This window comes from Nocardia macrotermitis (genome assembly GCF_009604405.1).
In the GTDB taxonomy this organism is placed as follows: Bacteria; Actinomycetota; Actinomycetes; order Mycobacteriales; family Mycobacteriaceae; genus Nocardia; species Nocardia macrotermitis.
In genome coordinates this window covers 144811-166680 of record NZ_WEGK01000001.1, presented here as the reverse complement: position 1 = coordinate 166680, position 21870 = coordinate 144811, and the positions used below count along the sequence as shown (strand labels likewise).

Annotated in this window: 20 protein-coding genes; 6 read left to right on the top strand and 14 right to left on the bottom strand. The window is 66.5% G+C overall.

The window, feature by feature from the left end; genetic code table 11:
• Positions 1-53: 53 nt before the first annotated feature.
• Positions 54-1523, bottom strand: coding sequence for an aldehyde dehydrogenase (locus NRB20_RS00760; RefSeq protein ID WP_153407242.1), 1470 nt, complete (start codon positions 1521-1523; stop codon positions 54-56).
• 266 nt (positions 1524-1789) lie between these two features.
• On the opposite strand from NRB20_RS00760, the gene NRB20_RS00755 reads away from it, so the two are divergent.
• The 5 genes from NRB20_RS00755 to NRB20_RS00735 all read left to right on the top strand — a co-directional run bounded on the left by NRB20_RS00755 (position 1790) and on the right by NRB20_RS00735 (position 6512).
• Positions 1790-2992, top strand: a complete 1203-nt coding sequence (locus NRB20_RS00755) for a cytochrome P450 (protein ID WP_153407241.1) — start codon at positions 1790-1792, stop codon at positions 2990-2992.
• 1 nt (position 2993) lies between these two features.
• Positions 2994-3791, top strand: a complete 798-nt coding sequence (locus NRB20_RS00750; RefSeq protein WP_153407240.1) for an SDR family oxidoreductase — start codon at positions 2994-2996, stop codon at positions 3789-3791.
• Between the two features lie 76 nt (positions 3792-3867).
• Entirely contained in the window at positions 3868-4416 is a 549-nt protein-coding gene (locus NRB20_RS00745) for a Cif family virulence factor (protein ID WP_319944425.1), read from the top strand.
• A gap of 20 nt (positions 4417-4436) precedes the next feature.
• Positions 4437-5012 carry a TetR/AcrR family transcriptional regulator gene (locus NRB20_RS00740; RefSeq protein WP_153407238.1) on the top strand — a complete coding sequence of 192 codons (576 nt, stop codon included), beginning with the start codon at positions 4437-4439 and terminating at the stop codon, positions 5010-5012.
• 255 nt (positions 5013-5267) lie between these two features.
• On the top strand, positions 5268-6512 hold the full coding sequence (locus tag NRB20_RS00735) for a cytochrome P450 (protein ID WP_319944424.1): 1245 nt from the start codon (positions 5268-5270) through the stop codon (positions 6510-6512).
• Positions 6513-7175: 663 nt separating this feature from the next.
• Here NRB20_RS00735 and NRB20_RS00730 read toward each other — a convergent pair.
• The 4 genes from NRB20_RS00730 to NRB20_RS00715 form a co-directional block, all read right to left on the bottom strand.
• The gene (locus NRB20_RS00730; protein WP_153407237.1) at positions 7176-8717 is read right to left on the bottom strand and encodes an HNH endonuclease signature motif containing protein; all 1542 of its coding nucleotides are present in this window, start codon (positions 8715-8717) and stop codon (positions 7176-7178) included.
• 481 nt (positions 8718-9198) lie between these two features.
• On the bottom strand, positions 9199-9831 hold the full coding sequence (locus NRB20_RS00725) for an MBL fold metallo-hydrolase (protein WP_319944271.1): 633 nt from the start codon (positions 9829-9831) through the stop codon (positions 9199-9201).
• Positions 9828-10913 carry an S-(hydroxymethyl)mycothiol dehydrogenase gene (locus NRB20_RS00720; RefSeq protein ID WP_153407236.1) on the bottom strand — a complete coding sequence of 362 codons (1086 nt, stop codon included), beginning with the start codon at positions 10911-10913 and terminating at the stop codon, positions 9828-9830. Before NRB20_RS00720 ends, NRB20_RS00725 begins: the two co-directional genes overlap by 4 nt.
• Positions 10914-10985: 72 nt before the next feature.
• On the bottom strand, positions 10986-11723 hold the full coding sequence (locus tag NRB20_RS00715; protein WP_153407235.1) for a glucose 1-dehydrogenase: 738 nt from the start codon (positions 11721-11723) through the stop codon (positions 10986-10988).
• 114 nt (positions 11724-11837) lie between these two features.
• On the opposite strand from NRB20_RS00715, the gene NRB20_RS00710 reads away from it, so the two are divergent.
• Entirely contained in the window at positions 11838-12914 is a 1077-nt protein-coding gene (locus NRB20_RS00710; protein ID WP_153407234.1) for an NAD(P)H-dependent amine dehydrogenase family protein, read from the top strand.
• A gap of 63 nt (positions 12915-12977) precedes the next feature.
• On the opposite strand, the gene NRB20_RS00705 is transcribed toward NRB20_RS00710, so the two are convergent.
• Genes NRB20_RS00705 through NRB20_RS00665 form a run of 9 tightly spaced genes read right to left on the bottom strand, consistent with a single transcriptional unit; the run spans position 12978 to position 21659 of the window.
• Positions 12978-13634, bottom strand: coding sequence for a hypothetical protein (locus tag NRB20_RS00705; protein ID WP_227833095.1), 657 nt, complete (start codon positions 13632-13634; stop codon positions 12978-12980).
• 44 nt (positions 13635-13678) lie between these two features.
• Positions 13679-14617, bottom strand: a complete 939-nt coding sequence (locus tag NRB20_RS00700; protein WP_319944270.1) for an MlaD family protein — start codon at positions 14615-14617, stop codon at positions 13679-13681.
• 14 nt (positions 14618-14631) lie between these two features.
• Positions 14632-15729 (bottom strand): MlaD family protein, encoded by a 1098-nt coding sequence (locus NRB20_RS00695; RefSeq protein WP_153407233.1) that lies wholly within the window; start codon positions 15727-15729, stop codon positions 14632-14634.
• A complete protein-coding gene (locus NRB20_RS00690; protein WP_227833094.1) occupies positions 15726-16829 on the bottom strand; it encodes an MlaD family protein in 1104 nt (367 codons plus the stop codon). The genes NRB20_RS00695 and NRB20_RS00690 overlap by 4 nt, the downstream gene beginning before the upstream one ends.
• Positions 16829-17866 carry an MlaD family protein gene (locus tag NRB20_RS00685; protein WP_319944269.1) on the bottom strand — a complete coding sequence of 346 codons (1038 nt, stop codon included), beginning with the start codon at positions 17864-17866 and terminating at the stop codon, positions 16829-16831. Before NRB20_RS00685 ends, NRB20_RS00690 begins: the two co-directional genes overlap by 1 nt.
• Positions 17854-18858, bottom strand: coding sequence for an MlaD family protein (locus NRB20_RS00680; protein WP_153407231.1), 1005 nt, complete (start codon positions 18856-18858; stop codon positions 17854-17856). The genes NRB20_RS00685 and NRB20_RS00680 overlap by 13 nt, the downstream gene beginning before the upstream one ends.
• A complete protein-coding gene (locus tag NRB20_RS00675; RefSeq protein WP_153407230.1) occupies positions 18858-19916 on the bottom strand; it encodes an MlaD family protein in 1059 nt (352 codons plus the stop codon). Before NRB20_RS00675 ends, NRB20_RS00680 begins: the two co-directional genes overlap by 1 nt.
• Before the next feature lie 4 nt (positions 19917-19920).
• A complete protein-coding gene (locus tag NRB20_RS00670) occupies positions 19921-20784 on the bottom strand; it encodes an ABC transporter permease (protein WP_153407229.1) in 864 nt (287 codons plus the stop codon).
• On the bottom strand, positions 20784-21659 hold the full coding sequence (locus NRB20_RS00665; RefSeq protein ID WP_153407228.1) for an MlaE family ABC transporter permease: 876 nt from the start codon (positions 21657-21659) through the stop codon (positions 20784-20786). The genes NRB20_RS00670 and NRB20_RS00665 overlap by 1 nt, the downstream gene beginning before the upstream one ends.
• Positions 21660-21870: the final 211 nt, after the last annotated feature.

The window sequence follows — 21870 nt, the reverse complement described above, 5'->3', positions numbered from 1 at the left end:
GAGCGCCGAATGCCGGAACCGGCGAACCGATTCCGGCATCGAACCGAACCTTCTCAGGCAGGCGTGGCGACGAGCTTGGTTTCGAGATACTCCTCGAAACCGGCCACACCCATCTCCCGGCCGATACCGGACTGCTTGTAACCGCCGAACGGCGCGTCGGCGTTGTACCACTGGCCGCCGTTGACGCCGAGCGTACCGGTCCGCACACCCGCGACCGCCCGCTCCACGCGCTCGGGATCGGTGCCCCAGATCGAGCCCGACAGGCCGTACGGGGATTCGTTCGCGATGCGCACCGCGTCCTGGTCGCCGTCGTGCGGGATCACCACGAGCACCGGCCCGAAGATCTCCTCCTGCGAGACGGTCGCGGAGTTGTCCAGTCCGGCGATGACGGTCGGCTCGATGAAGAAGCCGCGGTCCCGGTCCGCCGGTCGGCCACCGCCGGTCGCGAACCGTCCGCCCTCGCGCAACGCACTGTCCAGATAGCTCTGCACCCGATCCCGCTGACGCGCGGAAATCAGTGGGCCGCAAATGGTTCCGGGCTTGGTCGGATCACCCGCGCCGAGCCCGGCCATGGCCTTGGCCGCGGCCTCGACCGCGGCGTCGTAGGACGCCCGCGGCACCACCAGCCGGGTGGTCAGCGCGCACCCCTGGCCCGCGTGCACCGCGACCGAGAACGCGGTGAACCCCGCCGCGCCCGCGATATCGGCGTCGTCCAGCACCACGGCGGCGGATTTGCCACCGAGTTCGAGGAACGTCCGCTTGAGCGTCGCGGCCGCACCGGTCATCACCGCGCGCCCGGTATTGGTGGATCCGGTGAAGGTGATCATGTCCACCCGCGGGTCCTCCACCAGCCGCGCGCCGAGCGAATGATCCTGCGAGGTAACGATATTGAGCACACCGGCCGGAATGTCGGTGTGCTCTACCACCAGCTTGCCGAGCACCGCCGCGCACCACGGCGTATCGGGCGCGGGCTTGAGCACGACGGTATTGCCCGCCGCCAGTGCGGGGCCGATCTTGGCGAGATTGATCTGGTGCGGGAAGTTCCACGGCGTGATCGCCCCGACGACGCCCACCGCCTCGCGCCGCAGCACCCGGCGGCTCGAGATGCCCATGGTCTCGCCGAGCCCGAGATCGGTTTCCCAGCTGTAACTTTCGGCCAGATCGGCCGCGAAGGACAGATCCGCGACCGGCCCCTCGAGCTGGGGTCCGCTGGTGAGCATGACCGGCGCGCCGACCTCGGCGATGGTGATCTCGCGCAGCTCTTCGATATGGGCCTGCATGGCGTCGCGCAGCTGGCGGACGCAGTGGGCGCGGAACGCGTGATCGCGGGACCAGTCGGTGTCGTCGAACGCTGCCCGGGCCGCGGCGATGGCCGCGTCCATATCCTCGGGCGAGGCGTCGGCGGCGTGGCCGAGCACCTCTTCGGTGGCGGGGTTGATCGTCGCGAAGACGCCCGACCCGCCGGGGACCAGTTTGCCGCCGATCAGCAGGGGAGTGCCGTCCGCGGGAACGAGACCGTTCATCTGTCATCTCCGATGCATGTCTGGACAGGTGTTCGGAATATAATTCGGTTTACCGACCCGACGCAAGGAGGGACCGGAAAACCGCTCGTGCCCGGACCTTTCGTGACGGCCCTGCCATCTGGTGCGAATGCCTCGCCGCAGGGTACCCGTTGTGATGAGCTGGTGTCGGTGATACCGTCCAGACACATGTCCAGCTATGTGTCTCTCGGTCGCCGGGTTCCGTTCCGGCTCCGAAGGCGCGCGTTCACGAATTCGAGGTAGGCGCGATGACTTCGGCACTGGAGCCGTTCACGTTCGATCCGTACGACTACCGGTTCCACGACGACCCGTACCCGACCTATGAGCGCCTGCGCGCCGATGCGCCGCTGTATCACAACCCGGACCTGGGATTCTGGGCGTTGTCCCGGCATGCGGACGTGATCACCGGATTCCGGGACAACGTGCGGCTGTCTAGCGCAATGGGTGTGTCGCTGGATCCGGCCGCGTGGGGACCGCACGCGCACAGGACGATGTCGTTCCTGGCCATGGACGATCCCCGGCATGTGCGCATGCGGCGGCTGGTCTACAAGGGCTTCACGCCCCGGCGCGTGAACGAGATGGACGCGCGTATCCACGAGCTGACCCTGGAACATCTCGAACCGGCGCTCGAGCGCGGAAGTTTCGACTGGATCGAGGATTTCGCCGGGAAGCTGCCCATGGACGTGATCTCCGAACTCATGGGCGTCCCCGCCTCCGATCGCGCCGAGATCCGCCGGCTCGCGGACCTGGTGGTGCACCGCGACGAGGGCGTACTCGACGTCCCGGTCCCCGCGATCGAGGCGGCGCTGTCGCTGATCACGTACTACAGCGAGATGGTCGAGGCGCGGCGGTCGAATCCGACCGAGGATCTGACCTCCGCGCTGCTGGACGCCGAGATCGACGGTGACCGGCTCTCGGCCGAGGAGATCATCGGATTCATGTTCCTGATGGTCGTCGCCGGGAACGAGACCACCACCAAACTGCTCGGCAACGCCCTGTACTGGGCCGGACGCAACCCGGCCGAATACGCGAAGGTGCAGGCCGAACCCGATCTGGTGCCGGACTGGGTCGAGGAGACGCTGCGTTACGACACCTCGAGTCAGCTCGTGGCCCGCAGCGCCGCAACGGATATCGAGATGCACGGGCTCACCATCCCCGAGGGCGCGAAGGTACTGCTGCTGATCGGTTCGGCCAACCGCGATTCGGAGGTGTTCGACGACGGCGACACCTACCGCATCGATCGCGCCGACAAGGGCAATCTCGCGAGTTTCGGTGCGGGCGTGCACTTCTGCCTCGGTGCGCACCTCGCGCGGCTGGAGGCGACCATCGCGCTGCGTGAATTCACCACGCGCGTCAAGCGTTACGGCCTGGCCGAGACCGGGATCGAGCGGGTGCACTCGACGAACGTGCGCGGTTTCGCGCATCTACCGGTTCAGGTGGAGGTTGCCTGAGATGCCACGTTTCGAACCCAATCCGGATCGTCGGCCGGTGCTGATCGCGGGGGCGTCCTCGGGGATCGGCGCGGCCACTGCGGAATCGCTTGCGCAACAGGGCTATCCGGTGGCGCTGGGCGCGCGCCGGGTGGACGAGTGCGAGCAACTGGCCGAGAAGATCCGGGCCGCGGGCGGCGAAGCCATCGCGCACCGGCTGGACGTCACCGACGACGACTCTGTGGATGCCTTCGTCACCGCCGCCGAGGCCGCACTGGGCCCCACGGAGGTCGTCGTCTCCGGTGCGGGAGATGTGGAATTCGCCCTCGTGCACGAGATGAGTACCGCGGACTTCGCCCGCCAGGTCGACGTCCATCTCGTCGGCCCGCATCGCCTCGCCCGCCGACTGGTTCCCGACATGATCACCAGGGGCCGTGGGGATTTCGTTCTGATCAGCTCGGACTGCGCGCACGCGCCCCGCCCGCGCATGGGTGCCTACAACGCAGCCAAGGCGGGTCTCGAGGGCATGGCCGAGCAGATGCGGATGGAACTCGAGGGCACCGGCGTCCGGGTGAGCCTGGTACGTCCCGGGCCGACCCGCACCGGCATGGGCGTGAACGCCGAGGCCGAGGTGGTCGGCCCGCTGATCGAGGACTGGGTGGCCTGGGGTTTCGCCCGGCACCCCTACCTGCTGCGTCCCTCGGACATGGCCGCGGCGATCAGCTCGGTCGTCAACACGCCCCGGGGCAGCCAGCTGATCCTGGTCGAGGTACAACCCGAAGCGCCGCGCAAGACCGAATCATCCAGCAGCGCAGGCTGATTCGCGCACAACCACGCGCCACACCGACACGTTCGTATACACATTCATGATCTCCACCGACGAAAGGTCCACCGCCGTGCCGAAATTCGATCGCGCCGAACTCGACGAGATGGTCACCCGCTGGGAGCAGGCCAACAAGGACTGCGAGGCCACCGGCGACTGGCATCCCCTGGCCGACTACTACACCGAGGACGCCACCTACGGCTGGAACTACGGCCCCAAGCAGGAATTCATGGCGGTGGGCCGCAACGAGATCCGCGATATCGCCGTCGGCCTCGAGATGGACGGCCTGGAGGGGTGGAGCTATCCGTATCAGGAATTCGTCGTCGACGACCGCAGCGGCACGGTGATCGGCCTGTGGAAGCAGGTCAGCGACGCGACCCGCCCCGACGGCCGGAACTATTCCGCGGAGGGCATCGGCGGCAGCTGGTTCCGCTACGGCGGTAACTTCCAGTGGTCCTGGCAGCGTGACTTCTTCGACTTCGGCAACGTCAGCGCGCTGTTCCTGGAGATGATCACCAACGACGCGCTGTCCGACGGCATGCGCAAGCGCATCGAGCGCACGGGTGCGGGCCCGCTGCCGGGCTGGTACAAGATCGGCGAAGCGCCCGTTCCGCTGTGGTGATCCGGGTATAGTTCAGACGCATGTCCGAACAAGTGTCCACCAACCGGGAAGCCACGCGTAGGCGGCTGACCGAGAAACAGGCCGACACCGTCGATCGCCTGACCGCCGCGGCCGTGGAGGTGTTGTCCCGGGAGGGGTATCCCGGGACGACCATCCGGCTGGTCGCCGCGGCGGCCGGGGTCGGCACGGCCACCGCGTACACCTATTTCTCCTCCAAGGAGCATCTGATCGCGGAGGTATTCTGGCGGCGGCTGGTCGCCGCGCCGCCGGTGCGGGTGGACGAGGCGGATCGGGTGGCGCACGTGGTCGCGGTGCTGCGGCAGGTTTCGATGCTGGTCGCCGACGAACCGGCGCTCGCGGGGGCGGTGAGCAGTGCGCTGCTGGGTGCGGATCCGGATGTGAAGCATCTGCGGGTGTGCATCGGCATCGAGATCCGGCGGCGGTTGGGCGAGGCGCTGGGCTCGGGTGAGCAGGAGACCATCGCCATTCTCGAGGTGCTCTATTCGGGTGCGCTGCTGCATGGCGGGATGGGGCATCTGTCGTATGAGCAGGTCGCGGATCTGCTGGAGGCGTGCGCGCGTCGGCTGCTCGGTTGATTTGCGGGCGAGTCTCGGTTTCCCGCGAGCTGTCGCACGCCCGCGAGTTGTCGCGTCCCACTGCCCATGACTCGAATCCGTCCGGATCCGACCTTGTCGTGGAGAGGTTTCCGTAGTAGCGTCCAGACATGTGTCCATGATGTGTCTGGGCAAGTATTCCCACCGCTTCGGGCGGTAACGATCAGCGCCGCGGTGGCCAGCCCCGACGCGGCCGATATCCGGTCCACGACGACGTCGACCTTCCAGGAGGCAGCAGTGTCCGCGCCCTCGCTACCCGCAGGATTCGATTTCACCGATCCCGCGCTGTGGGAGACCCGAAATCCGGTCCAGGAGTTCGCCCAGCTCCGCCGCACCGCACCGGTCTGGTGGAACGCCCAGGCCGACGCGGAGTCCGGCGGTTTCCACGACGGCGGCTACTGGGTGGTGAGCAAGCACGAGGACATCAAGGAAATCTCGCGCAGACCCGAGCTGTTCTCCTCGCAGCAGAAGGGCGCGATCATCCGGCTGCCCGGTGAGATCACCGTCGATCAGATCGAGCTGACCGGTGCACTGCTGATCAACATGGATCCGCCCAAGCACACCAAGATCCGCCGCATCATCTCCAAGGGTTTCACCCCGCGCGGGGTGGAGAGCCTGCGTGCGGCGCTGACCGAGCGCGCCGCGGCGATCGTGCACGCCGCCAGGAAGGAGGGCCGCGGCGACTTCGTCGAGCAGGTCGCCTGCGAGCTGCCGTTGCAGGCGATCGCCGAATTGCTCGGTGTGCCACAGGAAGACCGCCGCAAGGTCTTCGAATGGTCCAACCAGATGCTCAACTACGACGACCCGGAATACGGCGACACCACCAACACCGATTCCGCCTCGAACGCGTCGATGGAAATCCTCGGCTACGCCTGGAACATGGCCGAACAGCGCCGCGCCAACGCCCTGGACGACATCGTCAGCCAACTCGTGCACGCCGACCTCGACGGCGAGGCCCTGGGCTCGGACGAATTCGGCTTCTTCGTCATCCTCCTCGCCGTAGCCGGCAACGAAACCACGCGCAACGCCATCACCCACGGCATGAAGGCATTCGTCGACAACCCCGACCAGTGGGACCTCTACAAGCGCGAACGCCCCCGCACCGCCCCCGACGAGATCGTCCGCTGGGCCACCCCCGTCACGGTCTTCCAACGCACCGCCACCGAAGACACCGAACTCGGCGGCCAACAGATCCGCGCGGGTCAGCGCCTCGGATTGTTCTACAGCTCGGCCAATTTCGACGAAGATGCCTTCGAGGACCCCTTCCGCTTCGACATCACCCGAGACCCCAACCCCCACCTCGCCTTCGGCGGCACCGGCGCCCACTACTGCGTAGGCGCCAACCTCGCCCGCCTCGAAATCGACCTGATGTTCAACGCCCTGGCCGACGCTATGCCAGACCTCACCCAACTGGCCGAACCCGAACGCCTCCGCTCCGGCTGGATCAACGGCATCAAACACTGGGAAGTCAAGTACGCCTGACCACCGAAACGGCAAGGGCCCCAGCAGGATTGCTCGGGCCCTTGCTGTCCGTCGGCCTGCCCGCGAGTAATCGAACCGGACCGCTCACGCCCTGTGCTCTTCGAGAATCTGCGGCAGCAATCCGGACGTCCATTGTCTGTTCAGCAAGGGCAGCACCGCCCTGGGAGACTTCCGCAGTACGGCTGCTTCGATATCGGTACCGCCCAGTGCGTCCACGATTTCATACTTCGCGGAGAGCGCGAGTTGGTGTCCCGACTCCGTCCAGCGACGGCAGCTCCCGCACCAGACGATGATGGCCCCGATATTCGCAGTCCACGGATCTCGTAGTAGTACCAGCGAACCGAGTGTTCGTCGCAGTTCGGGCAAACACCTTCCGCAGCGCGATGGATCACAGGCCCATCGCGCGCCAGATCTTCCAATTGCTCCGGCGTGTACGGGATCCACTCATATGTCATCGCGGCTAGCTCTCCTTCGAGGTTTTGCAGGCGACAGCGTCCGCCTGCCTCGCCTTCGCGGCTGTCCTGTCGATCCGAGTCTCGAGTGCCCATGACGTGCTGAGTCCGTTCGCGCGCGGGCTCCCGCGCTTGACACGGTCGCAGTTCACCGGCAGGTCGGAACGCCCCGTAGAGGCATCTCTCCGGGGTACACCGTGGCATCGCCAAGTCATGATCTCGCAGGGTGTGTAGTTGCTGCCCGGGTCCGGGCTGCGGGGCCGTTGGGTTGTTGTTTTCGGAGCCAGCGTCGGTGTGCTGCTCGATCTTGTTGGCGGTCGTGTTCTCGTTGCCGGTGGAGGTTGGTTACTACCTCGGCGAGGAGTTCTGCGGTGTGATGGCGGTGGTTGATTCGTGGAGTTCGGGTGGGGTCGATGTGTGCGGGTGCGATCCACGCGGTGCGGCCGGGGAATTGTGAGTCCTTGGCCAGGACAACGGTTTTCCAGCCGGTGTCGGTGTCGTTGATCAGTGAGTGGCAGTGATCGCAGGCCAGGACCAGGTTCTCGATATCGGTGGGGCCGCCGGTGCGGTAGTCCCGCACATGATGCACTGCGCACAGTGACGCGGGTGCGTCGCAGCCCGGGCGGGAGCATCCGTTCAGTGCCGCGATCAACGACAGGCGTTGCGCGGGGGAAGCAAGTCGGCGGGTCCGGCCCAGATGTAGCGGTAGACCGGCGTGGTCGAATACCGCCAGATACGGTCGGGACTTCTCTGCCAGGCGTAACGCCTCACTGATCGGAATGGTGCCACCGGTCGCGGTTGTCGCGACCCCCGAGAGGCGTTCCACATCTTCTACGCGCATGGTGAGCACCGTGGTGACCGGAAGGCCGCGATGCGACCCGAGCCCAGATCCGGTGCCCTCGACCGCGCCGCTGAGCAAGAGCGTGAACGCGTCGTGAGTGCGTTGTGTGGCGGTGCGTGAATCACGCTCGGCCGCTGCGGCGATCAGACTCGGGTCCACTCGATCCACCTCGGTTCCGGGACTGGCCGCGTCATTGGGATTGCCTACACCCGGTCGCGCGTACTTGGCCAGCATCGGGTCCAGCAGGGCCCGCAGGGTCGGGGTGATCTCTCCGCTGATCGGGGACATCCCGTCGGGGCGTTGGCGTCCGATCCGGATCCCCCGCATCCGGGCGCGATCACTATCGTCGGTGACGGTTCCGTCTGGGTCCAGGTGGGCCAGGATGTTCTCGCCGATCTTGGGTATGTCGTCGGGGGATCCGGTGATCGCGAACTCGGTCAGGATCTGCTCGGCCGCGACCCGGTCGAGGTCTTGGACCGCACCGGGGATACGGGTCATCACCGTCGTGATCCGCCGGGCATGCTCGATCGAGATATCACCACGCCGCAAAGCTGCTGCCGTACACGGGAGTTCCGGCTCACGCTCATCACCGGCAAGATCACGAAATATCCCGACCCGTGTGGCCGCATGAACCCGCGCGCCAGCCTCAGCATGCGACAGACGCAGGGTTTCCATCAGGAACCGCTTGATCGTCTTCGTGCCCGAATGCGCTGGGATCGACCGAGAATCGACCTCGATCAACAACTGATGCTGCACCGCGACCGTCATCCGTGCCGCACGCTCGACCTCGCGCAGCAACTCCACCAGCTCACCATCGGTCAACGGTGTCAGCGGCCGCTCGAGCAACTCACCCACCCCGGCCAGCAACGTATCCGCGCTTACCTTCCCTTGCTCCACCCCTGTCGAATGCATGTTCGAATACTACCTCCGAATCAACCCTGTCAACACCCCTGAATCAAAGTGAAATCAGAATCTTCAACCTGGACATCCGACCCAAATATTCACGCACACATTAGCTTTCGCCGCGCAGTGGTCTCGGCAGTCGAGGTGAACCATCTGATCAGCACATTGAGGGGATCTTTCGCTGAGGGAGTGGTCGAGAGCGCGGAGAAACCGCAAGTCGTCGATGCAAGCGACCACCGAAATGCATTCAGAGGCTCCTCGATGTTCCCGATCGCTGGCGTTCCCGGCTTTGTGGCCGAGGTGGGTCGACGCCTGGACTGATTGCATGTTTGCAGGCCGCAGCGGTCGCCCGGTGCGTGAACGGTGCTGGTGGTGGCCGGTCCGGGGTAAGGGATCGCGTGGATCTGGACGAATTCGAAACGGACGGAGCCTGGGCGAGAATGTCGCTCAGGCCCCGCCCGTCGTCGAGAGAGTTTGTGCTGCTGGGGAATCAGTGGCCGCGGGCGATCCATTCCTCCAGGTGGGGGCTTTCGGTGCCGAGTTCGGTTGTGTCGCCGTGGCCTGTGCGGACCGTGGTCTGCGGGGGCAGCGCGAAGAGTTTGTCTCGGATGGAGCCGATGATGGTGGGGAAGTCGGAGAAGGAGCGGCCGGTGGCTCCGGGGCCGCCGGAGAAGAGGGTGTCGCCGCTGAAGAGCGTTTCCAGTTCCGGGGCCCAGAGGCAGATCGAGCCGGGGGAGTGGCCGGGGGTGTGGACGACCTGGATGTCGGTGCCTGCCACCGGGATTCGCTGGTCGTCGGCGAGGGGGCCGAAGTCCAGGTCGGGGTAGACCACGTGCCAGAGCATTTCGTCGCCGGGGTGGAGCAGGATTTGTGCGCCGGTTTCGGTCGAAAGCTGTTGGGCCGCACCGATGTGGTCGTTGTGGCCGTGGGTGCAGACGATCGCGCGTACGGTGCGGTCGCCGACCGCTGCCAGGATGGGGGCGGGATCGTGGGCGGCGTCGACGATCACCACCTCGCTGTCGTCGCCGACGATCCAGATATTGTTCTCGACCTCCCAGCTGCCGCCGTCGAGTTCGAAAGTGCCTGCGGTGACGACCTTTTCGATGCGAGCGCCGGAACTCACAGCGTGACCACCGAGCGCAGCACCTTACCGGACTTCATGGTGGTGAAGGCCGCTTCGACCGCGTCCAGGCCGACTCGCTCGGAGACGAATGCCTCCAGCGGCAGGCGGCCCTGGCGATACAGTTCGATCAGCGTGGGGAAATCGCGTTCGGGCAGGCAGTCGCCGTACCAGGAGGATTTCAGCGCGCCGCCGTGTGAGAAGAAGTCCAGCAGCGGCATCTCCAGGCGCATGTCGGGTGTGGGGACGCCCACCAGCACCACGGTTCCGGCCAGGTCGCGGGCGTAGAACGCCTGCTTCCAGGTTTCCGGGCGGCCGACCGCGTCGATCACCACATCCGCGCCGAAACTGTTGGTGTACTCCTGAATTCGCTCGACCGCGTCCTCGGTGGCCGCGGCGACGGTGTGCGTCGCGCCGAGCTGGACCGCGGTGGTCAGCTTGGACTCGTCGCGGTCGACGGCGATGATGGTGGTCGCCCCGGCCAGCCGCGCGCCCGCGATGGCCGCCGCGCCGACGCCGCCGCAGCCGATGACGGCAACGCTGTCACCGCGCCCGACATTGCCGGTGTTCATCGCCGCGCCCAGCCCGGCCATCACGCCACAGCCCAGCAGCCCCGCCACGGCCGGATCGGTCGCGGAATCCACTACGGTGCACTGACCTTCGTGCACCAGGGTCTTGTCGGCGAACGCGCCGATACCCAGCGCCGGGGTGAGTTCGGTGCCGTCGGTGAGCGTCATCTTCTGCTCGGCGTTGAACGTGTCGAAGCAGTACCAGGGCCGCCCGCGACGGCACGCGCGGCACCGGCCGCACACCGCGCGCCAGTTCAGTACGACGAAATCGCCGATCTCGACGTGCGTGACCGAATTACCCACGCGCTCAACGATTCCCGCGGCCTCGTGCCCGAGCAGGAACGGGAACTCGTCGTTGATCCCGCCCTCCCGATAGGTCAGATCGGTATGGCAGACGCCGCACGCCTGCACCCGGACGACGACCTCGTGCGGTCCGGGATCGGGTATGACGATATCGACCAGTTCGACTGGCGCTCCGGTTGAACGAGCGATGACACCGCGCACGGTTTCCGTCATCGTCACCACCTTTCCCATGATGTGAGAACCTCGGGTACCGCGAATGTCATCGTAGCCTCCGGCCCGACCCGTTCAGGACTTGTGCGGAACCGCGGTGACCAGGCCGCCGTCCACGATGAATTCCGAGCCGGTGGCGTACGAGGATTCGTCGCTGGCCAGGAACAACACGAAGGTCGCGACCTCCTCGGGCTGGGCGGGGCGGCCCAGCGGGATGGTCACCAGATCGTCCGGGATGTTCTCGGTCATCGGCGTCCGGATCAGGCCCGGGTGCAGGGAGTTCACCCGGATCTTGTGCGGCGCGAGTTCCAGCGCCGCGGACTTGGCCAGCCCGCGCACACCCCACTTGGAGGCCACGTACCCGTGCGCCCAGGGCGCGCCGCGCAGACCCTCGATGGAGGAGACGTTGACGATCGAGCCGCCACCCGCGGCGATCATCGGCTCCACCACCGCGCGCATGCCCAGGAACGTGCCGGTCAGGTTCACATCCAGGATGCGCCGCCACTTGTCGATGTCGAACTTCTGCAACGGGCCGCCGTTGACGATGCCCGCGTTGTTCACCAGGACGTTCAGCAGGCCGAACTCCTGCTGCGCGAGCGTCACCGCGGCGTCCCACGCCTCGGGCTCGGACACGTCGAGATGCACGTAACGCGCTGCGGCGCCGAGTGATTCGGCCAGCGCCTTACCTTCGTCGTCGAGGACGTCGCCGATGACGACGCGCGCTCCCTCGGCCACCAACAACTGTGCGTGCGCCGCACCCATCCCGCGAGCGCCGCCACTGATGAGGGCGACTTTGCCGTCTACACGTCCCATGGCGGCCACGCTAACATACAAACTGGAACCTGTTCCAGACTACTGTCCGGAAAACTGCACGGACTCTGGCCAGCGGTGTATGCGACCCGCGGCCACCTGCCCCTGAGGAGAAATATGCCCATCCGCGTCGCCCACCTCGGCACCGGCAATGTCGGCCGCCTGGCCCTGGCCGGACTCATCGAAAGTCCGCACTACGAGCTGACCGGAGTGTGGGTGTCCACCCCCGAGAAGGTCGGCAAGGACGCCGGAACCCTTGCCGGACTGGATGTTTCGACCGGAATCGCCGCGGTCGACTCGATCGACGCCCTGCTGGCCACCGAACCGGACTGCGTCGTCTACTGCGCGATGGGCGACACCCGTATCCAGGAGGCCATCGCCGACTGCCGCAAGATCCTGTCCGCGGGCGTGAACATCGTCGGCTCCTCGCCCGGCCTGCTGATGTACCCGTGGCAGGTGCTGCCGAACAAGTACATCGACCCGGTCCAGGAGGCCGCCAAGGAGGGTAACGCGAGCTTGTTCGTCACCGGTGTCGATCCGGGATTCGCCAACGATCTGCTGCCACTGGCGCTGGCGGGCACCTGCCAGACCGTCGAGCAGGTGCGGTGTTCGGAGATCGCCGACTACGCCACCTACGACGGCGCGATCGTCATGTTCGACGTGATGGGATTCGGCAAGCCGCTGGACGAGGTGCCGATGCTGTTGCAGCCCGGCGTGCTGAGCATCGCGTGGGGCCCGGCGATCCGGCAGTTGGCCGTCGGGCTGGGCATCGAGATCGATTCCATCACAGAGGAATACGAGCGGATCCCCGCGCCCGAGACGTTCGAGGTCGCGGCCGGGACGATTCCGGCGGGCGGCCTCGCGGCGCTGCGTTTCGAGGTGCGCGGCATGGTCGGCGACGCACCGGTGATCGTCGTCGAGCACATCACCCGGCTGCGCGAGGAGCTGTGCCCGGACTGGCCGCAGCCCGCGCAGGCCGGCGGTTCCTATCGGGTCGAGATCACCGGTGAGCCCAACTATCTCGTGGACATCTGCCCGACCAGCCGCAAGGGCGACCACAACCACGCCGCGATCGTCGCGGCCGCGGGCCGGATCGTGAACGCGATTCCCGCGGTGGTGGCGGCCGAGCCGGGTATCCGCACCACGCTCGACCTGCCGTTGATCGGCCGGCCGGGCGTCATCGCACCGCGCTGAGCCGTACGGCCGTACGGCGGTGGCGCGCCCGCCAGCCCTGGGCGCACCACCGCGGTACGGCCGTCACTTGGTGGGCAGCGCGTTCTCCAGGCCGCCCACGTCGGTGATCTTCCAGCCCGAATCGCGGTCGATCGTCAGCGAGTAGGTCACCGTGGTCTGCGCGCCGTCGGGGGTCTGCGCACTGGTCGAATTGACGTTGAGATAGGCGTTCACCTTGTAGATGCCGCCGGATTCCGACGTCACCGCCGCCGAGAGCGGCGTGGCCTTGGAGGTCCACTGCAACGGCAGCAGGATCTGCTCCAATTGCGGTGCGGTGGCGTCGAATTTGGCCGACAGCTGCGGATTCGTGCCGTCCTTCAGCCGGGCGATCCAGCCCTTCACATCGTGGTAGTCGATGGTCGACGCGCCGACCGCGTACTTCGAGGCGATGTCCGTGGCGTGCTTGTCGTCCGCGGCGCGGGCACTGGTGTCGGAGATGGTCGAGCGCGCCGAGAAGTACAGCCAGCCGAAGACCACCGACAACACCAGCAGCGCGACGATCACCAGCGTGGTGAGCACCGTCGACAATCGGATGGCCAGGGTGAGCGGCTGGCGCGGTTCTCTTGGCGGAGCGGCCTTTTCGGCAGCGTCGGCCTTGTCGGCGGCCTCGGCCTTCGCTACGCCGTCGGCCTTGTCGGCCACGGCCTGCTCGTCGGTCTTGTCGTCTGTCGCGGTGCCCATATGTTCTCCTCCTACCGGGCCGGTCTCGGTGCTGTCCGGATCGGCTATTTGAGCTGGATCCGGAAATGCAATGTCCCGTCGGGGCTCACGCCCTGGAGCGCCTGACCGATCAGAGCGCTGATATCCAGGCGCGGTGCGTGCGCCACGGCATTGGTCACCACGGGTTGCAGCGCCGGGGCCAGCGGGGCGACGCCGGGCCCGATCTTCTGCAACAGCGCGGTCAGATCGCTCAGGAACGGGGTGAGTCCGGTGCCGCTGAAATACGAAGGGACAGGACGTTTTCCGGACAGAATCGAGCCCGATTCCACGATCTCGGTCAGCGAGGTGCCGAACAGCCCGAGCTGCGGTCCGGCGGTGGTCAGCGACGGCCCCAGCCACGACATGTTCGCGCCCATCGCCTGCATATCCGCGAACAGCTGCCGAGTCGCGTCGGTGCGGCTCAGCAGCGTGGCCGCGAGCAGATCGGTGGACCGCTGCAAGGTCTGCATCGCCGCGTCGGTGCCGGACAGGGCGGTGTCGAAGGTGCCGACCAGATGCGAAACCGCTTCGGGGTGAAGCTGATCCAGCAATTGCACCAGCCGCGCCGACAACGCCGTGATGGTCATCGGCATGTGGATCCGGTCGGCCGCGAGCACCTGGCCGTCGCGCAGATACGGTCCGCCGGTGCTGCTGGGCGAGAACTCGATATACGGTTCGCCCAGCGCCGAGAGCTGCTCGATGTGCACGGTGCTGGCTTCGGGAATGCGATACCGGTCGTCGATCCGCAGCTGCACCAGCACGCCCGTGGCCTGCTTGCTGACGGTCTGGGTGCGCCCGACCTGCACGCCGTCCAACAGCACCGGCGAATTCGCGCCGAGCCCACCGGAGTCGTCCAGCCGCATCTGCGCGGTGATGTACCCGCGTCGCGGATCCAGGTGCAGCACGCCCACCGCCATGTAGACCACGCCGAGCACGAGCACCGCCGCGATGGCGGAAAGCGACACTGCCGCACGGACATTCACCGGACGACTCCGATCATGCGCAGGGTATCGATGACGCGCCCGGTCTGCTCGTCCGGCGACATCGCCGAGGCGGGCGACGGTCCGACGGAGACGCCGACCATATTGATCTTCGGCCCCCGATCCACGAACGGAATGAGCTTGTTCTGAATGAGATCGGCGAGTTTCGCGTAGTTGGACGGCGAGCCGGTGTCGAGCGGATGCGCGCCGAACAGCATCGGCACGAACGCGCGCAACGTGGCGTCGGCCGAACTCAGCACCGGACCCAGCCAGGCCGAGGCGGGACCGACCGGCCCGAGGGCGGTGAGCACGAAGATGACGCCGATCTCGGCATTCATCACATCGGTGGTGTGCTGCACCCCGTACGGGGTGAGCAGCGGATCCAGCGTCGGGGTGTTCTTCAGCAGCCCGTCGTCGACGGTGGCCTGAATTCCGTTGACCACCTGGTGAATCGCGTTCGTGTGGTCGGCCAGATCGCCCAGATCCGCGCCGAGCGTTCCGGCGATGCGCGCGGTGTCGGCGGGATTGCGGGGCATGATCCCGTTCATCTTGCGGACGATGTCCTGGATATCGGTGATCGCACCACTGCCGACGAAGGTGGACAGTCGCGCGAGGATGTCCTCGATCGGCGGCGACTGCGTCGTATTCGCCAGGGGGATGGTCGAATTCGGCGGGATGTCGCCGGAGTGCGCGTCGACGGGTTCGGTGAGCGCGATGTGCACGTCACCCAGCGGGGTCTCCTGCCGCAGTTCGGCGGTGGTGCCGACGGGCAGCTTGGTCGCGGAACCGATGTCGACGTCGGCGATCACATAGCCCTTGTGCGCGGGCTGATCAGCCGCTGCCGCAACGGGATTCACCAGGGTCACATGTGTCAGCTGCCCGACCCGCACGCCGTCGGCGATCACCTTCGCGCCCTGCGGGAGGTTCAGCACGTCGGCGAATTCGATGCGCAGGTGATAGGTCGGACCGTCGACGCCGGTGCCCGGGACGGGAATATCGGCGGGCTGGAAATCGCATGCACCGCAGGCCACCGCGAGGGTCGCGGCCAATAGCGCGTGCGCGGCGATCCGGCGGGCGGGCAGCTTCGGGTGCTTCATTTCGCACTCACCGCCGCCAGCAGTGCGGGCAGTGCTGGCACGGTCACCGAGCCGTTGGCCGCAGTCCGGCAGTGCTGCCCGGTGACGGTCTGCATCGCCGCGCACAGTTGTGTCGTATTCTGCTGCGGCAGAGCCAGTTTCGGTGGCGCGTAACCGATGGTGAACTGCCCGCTGACCGGATCGATCGCCCCCGCGAAACCGCTGGCGATCCCGGGGGCCATCCGGATGACGTCCGCGAGCGACCCGACACCGGCGCTGATCAACTGCGCTAGATTCGGAATCGAATCGAGTGCCTTCAGCGCGGGCGAGCCGAACATCATGATCACGTCGTTGAGCTGGGGCAGCACGTCGATCAGGGCGGTGACCATCTCCACCACGGGCGGGAAGGCCAGGGTGTTGATATCGCTGAACGTCCGGGTCAGGTTCACGACCGTTGTCTCGACCGTGGGCCAGCCCTTGCGGGCGCGATGCGCCAGCTCGGTCAGATCGTCCATGAGTTTGCCGATGTGCCCGATCGCGGCGTCCGGTGCGGTCAGCGCCCGGCTCAATTGTGTGATGAGCGCGTTGATCTCGGCTCCCGTACCGGAAGTCGCGTTATCGAGCGCATCCAGTCCCGCACCGATCGCGTTGTGCTGCGCGGGATCCTTCGCCGCGTCGAGCTGATCGGCCAGCGAGGCCAGCGCCTCGAAGGTCTGCGAAAGGCTCTTGGGTGTCAGGGTTTTGGTGATGCACCTGCTCGAATCCCAACCGGGACCGGCGGGTTCGTCACCGATCAATGCCAGATTGCGGTCGGCGATGATGGTGTTGCTGACCGTCACCGCGCCGACGTCGCGGGGGAGTTTGCGATCCGCCCGCACGGTGAAACGCACTCGCGCGGTGGGCCCGTCGGGTTCGATACTGGTCACCTTGCCGACCTGCACACCCATCACGGTGACCGCGCTGTCCTTGTACAGGCCGATACTGTCGGGCATCTCGGCGCAGTAACTGCGTTCGGCCGGAGCGGATTTCGTGAGTTTCAACCCCACACCAGCGACGACCACGAGTACGACGATCACGGCGGCGGACATCAGTCCCCGCGAACCCAGGATCTTGGCCAGCATCAGCATCCCCCTCCCGGAATCGGCACGCACACACCGGAAGTGGTGGCCGCGGACTGGTCGATCGTGACGCCCCTACCCGACTGGGTGAACGGGACGAGACGTTGTTCGAGGGTCTTCAACGAGTCCAGCAGTGTGGTCATCTGGCCGCCGAGCGCCTGCAACTTCGGGATCGCGTCGGCCAGCGGCTGGGCGCGCTGTTTCAACGACGTGTCCCAGGCCCGGCCGAGCGGGCTGAAATCCTTCAGCACCTCCGCCAGACCGTGCAGCGCGTCGCTGATCTGCTCGCGATTGTTCGCCACCAGGACCTCGAGTGTGCCCAGCGTGGTCAGAAGTTGTGCCAGCACATCGGAATTCGTGTTCAGCGCGGTCAGGTACTCGTCGGCCAGGGACAGCGTCCGCGAGATGTCCGCGTTCTGCCGATCCATGATGCCGACCAGATCACCCACCGCGTGGATCGCGCTGCGCAGCGAATCCGGGCTCGCGTTCACCGAGGAGGTCAGCGCGGCCAGATCCTGGCGGATCACGTTCCCGTCGGTGTGTTCGACCGGCGTGACCGCGTCCTGGAACGCCTGCGTCAGGTTGTAGGGCAGGATGACCCGTTGCGGCGGAATGGTTTTCGACCCGAGCGACTGGGTCCCGGCGGGTTCGACGGCGAGGTAGTAGCCGCCGACGATCGTCAGCATGCGCACCGCGAGCGTGGTCTGATCGCCGAGGAATACGTTGTCGCGCACGGTGAATCGCATCCTGACCCGATCGGGCAGCAGCGTCAGCGACGTCACCTTGCCGACCGGGATTCCCGCGATCCGCACATCGTCACCGGTGCGCACCGAACCCGCGTCGCTCAGATCGGCGGTGTAGGTGCGTTCGGGTGTGGTGCCGACGATATTGATCACGCCGATCGCGACGACCAGCACGATCACCCCGCAGATCCCCGCGATTCCCCAGCGCAGGTCACGGGCGCCTTCGTCGTCGCCGCGTGAGGCGGTGCGAAATATCTTGGGGCGCATGCTTATCCGCCCGTTGCTCAGCGATGGCACAGCGTGATCCTCTGTCCGGCGATGAGGACCGCGAGCGGTGCGGGGGCCACCGCGACACCGTGCGAGCAGGTCATCTTCGCATCGGGTCCGGTCGGCGGAATGGTCGCGGCCATGGTCTGCACGAGTCCGGGCAACCGGCCCAGCACCGCGGTGGCCTGATGCGGATCGGGCAGTGCGCGACGCAGCAGCGCGTCCAGATCCTTGTTGCTGTCCCCGGTGACACCGAGCACGCGCATCATGTCGCGCAGCGGCCGCAGCACCGGCGGGATCGTCAGCGCGAACTGGATCAGACCGGGCAGCTTGTCGGTGATGGTGACGAACAGTTCGGTCAGGTTCGTCATCAATTTCATTGCGTTGCCGGACTTTCCGGCCATGTGCTGCGACACCTGCGCGAAATTGTTCACCAGCGTCGAGAGCACCGCCTGCCGGTCCGAGGTGTAGCGGCTGAGCTTGTCGATCGCGGTCAGGGCCGGGCCGAGTCCGGCGCCGTCGCCCTGGATGACCGCGAGCATGCTGGTCGCGAACTGGTTGAGATCATCGGGTGACATCTGCGCCAGCACCGGCTGCAAACCGTTGAACAGCGTGGTGATGTCGAATGCCGGAATCGTCTCCGAGGTGCCGAACACCGCCTTGGTATCGCGGTGCGCGCCAGGCTGATCGGGCTGTTCGATATCCAGATAGCGGAAGCCGGTGAGGTTCTGGTAGCGCACCGCGATCTTGGTGTTCGCGAACAGCGGATGACCGCGCGTCACCGTGAAATGCACGCGGGCCTCGGCGCCGTCCAGATCGACGTTCTGCACCTTGCCGACCTGCACCCCGTACAACCGCACGTCGTCGCCGAGCCGCAGCCCGTTCGCATCGGTGAACATCGCGGTGTAGGTGTCGGTCCGGCCGTTGACCGGCCGTTGGATCAGCCGGAACACCCCGATCAGCGCGACGGCCATCACGAGCACCACCACGGATACTCGGAGCAACAGGGACCGGGTCGGCATCAGCGCCCTCCTGCGGTGGGACGGTGGGCGAGCGCGGCGGCCAGCGGCGCGGCGAGCCCGGGGACGGTGTCCAGCTCGACGCGGGTGTTCAGCACCGGGCCCGAGGGCGAGTCGTGGAACGCGGTGTCGAGCCGAGAGATCAACTGGCTCAACTGTTCTCCCGACAGCGCGGGTGTGCTGACCGATCCGGCGAGCTGATTCAGGATCAGCGGCGCGAGCGGAATGAGGTCGCCGAAGTAGGTTTGCGCGACCCCGAAGGTCTGCGTGACGACCGGCAGCAGCTGATTCTGCACATTGCCGAACATCTGCTTGAAGCGCGTCAGCTCCTCGGTGGTCCGCAGCTGCGGATTCATCAGATCCGAATGCAGCAGATCCATCGCGCCGGACAGCATCGGCGGAATCCCGTTCAGCGTGGAGCCGAACTGGGTGAGCAGGACCGACGGTGGCAGGCGCTGAGTCTCGGTGAAGGACCGGGCCGTACTGCCGATCGCCTGCATGAGCGGAGTGAACGCGCTGATGTCACGTGACATTGTGCTCAGCAGCTGGGCGAGCCTGGGGGTGAGCACATCGTTGGTGAGCGTTCCGGTGGATTCCAGCAGCGCCGCGAGGGTCGCGTCGCTGACCCGAGCCGCATCGCGACCGGTCAGATCGACCGTCGAACCGTCGGTCAGCGTGGCACCACCGTGCGCGGAATTCAGTTGCAGCGCAGTGATTCCGAACAGATTGCCGGGCGCGTAATCGACGGTGAGCGCGTCGGTCAGGCCGAACAGCTGCGAGCGCAACAGACTCAGATCGATGCGCTGCCGCCCCTGACCGGCGATGGCCACCGAATCGACCGACCCGACCCGGACCCCGTCGAGCCGCACATCGGTGCCCTTCGCGACACCCTCGCCGACCCGATCGGTGACCAGCGCGACGTGGATCTCGTCGGCGGGCGGCGAATTCGGCACGACGCGCCACACGATGAGTATCAGCAGCGCCAGCACCACCGCGCCGATCCCGAGAATCCGCGCGCGACGTGGCCCGACCTCGGTGCCGGGCAGAGCATAGGCAGGCATGGCGTCACCCGGTGAACGTGATGGGGGACTGGAATCCCCACAGAACGATGGTAGCGAGCATGTCCAGGGCGATGATCGACACCAGGCTGGCGCGGATGGCGCGGCCGGAGCCGATGCCCACGCCCTCCGGTCCACCGGTGGCGAAAAACCCTTGGTAGCAATGGATCAGGACGACCGCGATGGCGAACACCATCACCTTGATGGTCGCCGCGATCACGTCCCAGCCCAGTACGAACTGGTCGAAGTAGTGGTCGTAGGTGCCCGCGGGCGTGCCGTGGATGGTGGTCACGATCAGCTCGCAGGAGAAGTAGCTCAGGATCAGCGCGACCACGAAAGCCGGTGCGACCGCGATGATTCCGGCGATGACGCGGGTGGTCACCACGAACGGCACCGAACGCACGCCGAGCGATTCCAGGGCGTCGATCTCCTCGGAGATGCGCATGGAGCCGATCTCGGCGGTCATCCGGCACCCGGCCTGCGCGGCGAATCCGACCCCCGCCGCGATCGGCGCGAGCTCGCGGGTGACGCCGAAGGCGGAGATCAGGCCGCTGAGCTGGCCGAGGGAGAGCAGATTCAACGCGCTGTAGGCCTCGATGCCGATGGACGCGCCCATGGCCGCACCCATCAGCAGCATCAGCGGGACCACGCCGCCGCCGATGATCACCGAACCGCGGCCCCAGGTCATATCGGTGATCACCGTGATGGTCTGCCGCCGGTAGTGCACGAGCGTGTACGGCAGCGAGGAGAACACCTGCCAGATGAATCCGAGGACGAATCCGATCGACTCGAACGGGGCCAGGGGATGGATCCGCCGACGGATCCGGCTGATCCATTGCAGCCCGGCCGGGGTATATGGGGTGGCGGTCATCAGGCCATCCTCACCGGGAAGAACATCGTAACGACCTGTGTCACAGCGGTATTGAGCACCGTGACCGCGGCGATCGACATGACCACGGCGGCGTTCACCCCGTCGGCCACCCCGCGCGGGCCGCCCTTGGCCTCGAGTCCGCGCTGACAGGCGATGACCACGACCAGGAACCCGAAGATCAGCGCCTTGAACAGCGAGACCCAGATATCGACCGGCGCGGTGAACGAGCCGAACGACTCCCAGTAACTCCCCGGCGTGACACCCAGGGCCGTGACCGCGACGGCGAATCCGGACGCGATGCCCACCACGATGATCAGCACGTTCAGGATCGGCGCGACCAGCATCATCGCCGCCATCCGTGGCACGACCAGCCGCTGCACCGGATCGATGCCCATCACCCGCATGGCGTCGACCTCCTCGCGCACCGTGCGCGCGCCCAGGTCCGAGGCGATGGCGGCGGATCCCGCGCCGCCGAGCATGATCGCGGCGGCCATCGGCGCACCCTGTTTGATCACCCCGAGGCCGCCCGCCGCGCCGATCATCGAGTCCGCGCCGAGCTGGGAGACGATATTGCCGACCTGCGTGGAGACGATGACGCCGAACGGAATGGCCATCAGGATGCTCGGAATCGCGGTCACCTTGATGAGAAACCATGCCTGCGTGAGGGTTTCGTGCGTCTGGAAACGCATCCGCAGCGCATCGGTCGCACCGATGCGCACGGCGTCCACGCCCATGCGCAGTGCGCGGCCGAGGGTGGCCAGACTCGACAGCACCGTGTCGGAGAAGTTGCGGCGCAGGGCCGCACCGGCTTTCGGCCGCGCGACGGGGGGAGTGTCCGAAACCTCGGGCAGCGTATCCGAATCAGTGGTCGACATCGCACCTCCTTGTCCGACCGCATTGCCGTACCCGAGCCATGCGGCCGAACCTACCATATGATCTGGACCACATTCCAGACATCAGTCCGGAAACGTGCTCTGTTTTCCGGGACGGAGTCGGTTGCCGAGTCGTGAATACCGGACAAAACGCGCGAAAAGGCTCGCGAGCAGCGGCGATACCGCGTCGTCGGATGTGGGAACCGCCCCCGGA

Coding starts and splice junctions, on each gene's coding strand:
- NRB20_RS00760 (WP_153407242.1), bottom strand. CDS start 1,523: ATGAACGGTCTCGTTCCCGCGGACGGCACTCCCCTGCTGATCGGCGGC.
- NRB20_RS00755 (WP_153407241.1), top strand. CDS start 1,790: ATGACTTCGGCACTGGAGCCGTTCACGTTCGATCCGTACGACTACCGG.
- NRB20_RS00750 (WP_153407240.1), top strand. CDS start 2,994: ATGCCACGTTTCGAACCCAATCCGGATCGTCGGCCGGTGCTGATCGCG.
- NRB20_RS00740 (WP_153407238.1), top strand. CDS start 4,437: ATGTCCGAACAAGTGTCCACCAACCGGGAAGCCACGCGTAGGCGGCTG.
- NRB20_RS00730 (WP_153407237.1), bottom strand. CDS start 8,717: ATGCATTCGACAGGGGTGGAGCAAGGGAAGGTAAGCGCGGATACGTTG.
- NRB20_RS00720 (WP_153407236.1), bottom strand. CDS start 10,913: ATGACGGAAACCGTGCGCGGTGTCATCGCTCGTTCAACCGGAGCGCCA.
- NRB20_RS00715 (WP_153407235.1), bottom strand. CDS start 11,723: ATGGGACGTGTAGACGGCAAAGTCGCCCTCATCAGTGGCGGCGCTCGC.
- NRB20_RS00710 (WP_153407234.1), top strand. CDS start 11,838: ATGCCCATCCGCGTCGCCCACCTCGGCACCGGCAATGTCGGCCGCCTG.
- NRB20_RS00705 (WP_227833095.1), bottom strand. CDS start 13,634: ATGGGCACCGCGACAGACGACAAGACCGACGAGCAGGCCGTGGCCGAC.
- NRB20_RS00695 (WP_153407233.1), bottom strand. CDS start 15,729: ATGAAGCACCCGAAGCTGCCCGCCCGCCGGATCGCCGCGCACGCGCTA.
- NRB20_RS00690 (WP_227833094.1), bottom strand. CDS start 16,829: ATGCTGGCCAAGATCCTGGGTTCGCGGGGACTGATGTCCGCCGCCGTG.
- NRB20_RS00680 (WP_153407231.1), bottom strand. CDS start 18,858: ATGCCGACCCGGTCCCTGTTGCTCCGAGTATCCGTGGTGGTGCTCGTG.
- NRB20_RS00675 (WP_153407230.1), bottom strand. CDS start 19,916: ATGCCTGCCTATGCTCTGCCCGGCACCGAGGTCGGGCCACGTCGCGCG.
- NRB20_RS00670 (WP_153407229.1), bottom strand. CDS start 20,784: ATGACCGCCACCCCATATACCCCGGCCGGGCTGCAATGGATCAGCCGG.
- NRB20_RS00665 (WP_153407228.1), bottom strand. CDS start 21,659: ATGTCGACCACTGATTCGGATACGCTGCCCGAGGTTTCGGACACTCCC.